The organism is Methylobacterium trifolii (assembly GCF_022179685.1).
Taxonomy (GTDB): domain Bacteria; phylum Pseudomonadota; class Alphaproteobacteria; order Rhizobiales; family Beijerinckiaceae; genus Methylobacterium; species Methylobacterium trifolii.
In genome coordinates this window covers 1-1,693 of record NZ_BPRB01000407.1, presented here as the reverse complement: position 1 = coordinate 1,693, position 1,693 = coordinate 1, and the positions used below count along the sequence as shown (strand labels likewise).

3 protein-coding genes are annotated in these 1,693 nt (G+C 55.4%); 1 reads left to right on the top strand and 2 read right to left on the bottom strand.

Going from position 1 to position 1,693, the window contains the following annotated elements; translation table 11 throughout:
• Together COGEMETH_RS25290 and COGEMETH_RS25285 are read right to left on the bottom strand one after the other, a co-directional pair.
• The coding region (locus COGEMETH_RS25290; protein WP_238181223.1) for a transposase at positions 1-173 on the bottom strand (173 nt) is incomplete at its 3' end.
• Positions 163-420: a hypothetical protein gene (locus tag COGEMETH_RS25285; protein WP_238185415.1), complete on the bottom strand. Its 258-nt coding sequence runs from the start codon at positions 418-420 to the stop codon at positions 163-165. The genes COGEMETH_RS25285 and COGEMETH_RS25290, both read right to left, overlap by 11 nt.
• A 581-nt stretch (positions 421-1,001) precedes the next feature.
• On the opposite strand from COGEMETH_RS25285, the gene COGEMETH_RS25280 reads away from it, so the two are divergent.
• A complete protein-coding gene (locus COGEMETH_RS25280) occupies positions 1,002-1,214 on the top strand; it encodes a hypothetical protein (RefSeq protein WP_238185414.1) in 213 nt (70 codons plus the stop codon).
• Positions 1,215-1,693 lie beyond the last annotated feature (479 nt).

Genomic DNA, 1,693 nt, shown 5'->3' with positions numbered 1-1,693 from the left:
ATGAACCGCCACGCCGCCCCCGTCCGGACGATGTAGCGCAGGCCGTTGAAAACCTCGCGAAGCTCGTGGTCCCGTTGCTCGGAATCCTCTCGCATCAGCCTCAGGTAAGGCGACACGACAGCCCATTCCTCATCGCTCACGTCCGACGGGTAGGCAAGGCGATCAAGGCTCATCACCACCAACAGACACGTCGCCTAAAAGTTCATAACACGCTCTAACATCCTTGAAGAACATGTCTAAAGGAAGGTTTTGTGTGGATTTGCCGCTTTTCCAAGCGCCAATACTGCTTCCCGTAGCTGGATAGACCTGGGACTGTCTATAAATCTTTCGATATTCAGGATGCCCTTCGTCAAAAAAGACAATTGCGTTTACATTCCGTCTTTCGCATTGAGTGCGCATCCTTTGGAACAGCTTGTACATGGCTGCCTCAAGACGCGCATTGCCATAAATAGAGTCCGATCTTATAGCCGCGACTGACATGATAGATCTATCGGGTATAAAGTCTATGTGGCTCAATATTTGTCGATAAGCATTGACAGCCTGTCCCCGCGTGAATGCAAATTTTCCCCTGAGATAATTACCTCTCCCCGATGCTAATTTAACGCCATGCAGCTCTTTTTTCAAAGGTATCTTTAAGTTATAGTTGATTGATTTCCGATATTCTTTGAATTGAGCAAACTGATCTGCTCAAGCTACCCGCATGCCGTCATCGCGCGGGCGTAGTAGTGGGATTGAAAGGGCGCTTACAACATACAAGTGCTTATCGTGAGACTCATTAATGTAAAAAACATCTATCCCACCTGGGAGCATGTCCATATTATCGATGCCAATGTGTAAAAAGCCGAATCAGATATATTTAAGGTGGCGCAAGATACGTGATCCAATCAAGCCTTTATGTGGGAGGCCGCTACCGAGCCCAGGCGCCCAGAAGCTGACGCCGAGGCTTTGCCGCAAGCTCGGCGTGCGCCTACATTGGCCCGTGACGACGAGGGCCACCCCCGATGCCGACAGACACCCCCACCAAGCCCAAGCCGCCCGGCAAGCCGACACCGGAAGAAGAGCGCCGCCGCTTCCTTGCCGCCGCGCATGAATCTGGCGCGAGCGAGCAGGACGCCGAGACTGCCATGAGGGCCGTCGAGGAAGGCTTGTCCGCCCTAGGAGGGTCGCTGAAGGCCTTGGAGCGCCCCAAGAGCAAGCTCGTGCCGGGAAACTGACACCCGAGGAACAGCGCCGCCGGTTCATTGAGGCCGCGCTCGAGGCCGGGGCGAGTGAGGACGAGGCGGACTTCGATGCGGCTATGAAGCGGGTCGCGAAGCCGAAGTCTGCGTCCGAAACCTAGCTTTCTGGACCTGCTAGAGCGCACGCCGACGAAGTGGATACCGGTTCGTCGTGAAAGGGCGCGTCAAAACAAAGACCGAGAGCCGTGACCCGACCCAACGTGGTCGGGCACGGCTCTAGCACGGTTGGTAGACAGGGCCACCGTAGCATGAGCGTGGCCGGTCAGGATCAAGGTTGAACGCGCTATTGCGGCCCGATCCCGAGCCAGACCCGCTCCTCGACATGCATCCCGACGCGGTGGAAGCGAGGATCAAGATCACAATCAAATTCTTACACATCGCTCACCCCTTCTCGGCACAAAAAGTCGCACCGGAATAGGGCGCTCACGGCAAATTTGCGCCCTATTCCGGTGCGA